Source organism: Streptomyces sp. NH27 (assembly GCF_056859195.1).
The window spans coordinates 1-753 of sequence record NZ_JACEGK010001038.1; the positions used below are offsets into that span (position 1 = coordinate 1).

The 753-nt window shown below is 70.7% G+C and carries 1 protein-coding gene and 1 pseudogene; both read left to right on the forward strand.

Annotated elements, in window-relative coordinates; genetic code table 11:
• Window positions 1-212 (forward strand): annotated as a pseudogene (locus AC13HU_RS37890) (alpha/beta hydrolase); the annotation flags it as partial.
• 161 nt (window positions 213-373) lie between these two features.
• The gene (locus tag AC13HU_RS37895) at window positions 374-721 is read left to right on the forward strand and encodes a DUF3099 domain-containing protein (RefSeq protein WP_483046538.1); all 348 of its coding nucleotides are present in this window, start codon (window positions 374-376) and stop codon (window positions 719-721) included.
• Window positions 722-753 lie beyond the last annotated feature (32 nt).

Sequence of the window (753 nt, forward strand, 5' to 3'; positions counted from 1 at the left end):
GCCTCACCGAGCCCGCGGCCCTCCCCCGCCCGCTGGCGGCCCTGCCGGCGACGTACATCAAGTGCCTGCTGGACTGGCCGGAGCCGAGCGGGACCGTTGCGGAACTGCTCACCGGGGACACCTGGGAGCTGGTCGAGATGGACACCGGGCACTGGCCGATGTTCTCGCAGCCGGAGGAGCTGGCCCGCATCCTGCTCGCCGCCGCGGGCTGAGCCGCCACGGGCGAAGCCGCCGCAGGTCGAACCGGGGGCGGGCGACGCGCCGGGCGGGGGGTGCGACGGGAGCGCGGCGCATTCGGTGCCCTGGCCGGGATACGGTCTGCCGACCTGTTCCGGCAGGTGCCATTCCCGGGTGTGGGTCGTACGGTTGAAGCGTGTACGCACGTCGTCGTCACTGGTATTTCGCCATGATGGGCACTTGCGTGGTGCTCTTCGTCCTGGCGTGGTCCGTCGTGCGCCTTTGGTCGGTGCAGGCGGCTATCGGGATGTGCCTGTTCGCCATGGTGATCCCGCCGGTGGCGGCGATCGTGGCGAACCGGAAGGGTCCGGAGGACCGGTGGTGGGACGAGAAGGCCGACCCCGGCTCCAAAGAGGCCGAGCGCAAGGCGGACGAGGCCGCGCCTGCCCCGGACAAGCGAACGCGTGGCGGCTGCGGCGATCCACAGTCGGACGCGTGGTGGGCGGAGTTGGACGAGGGCAACCGCAATCACCACCGCGACTGACCCTAATTGACGGACATCTCGAAGGACATGCG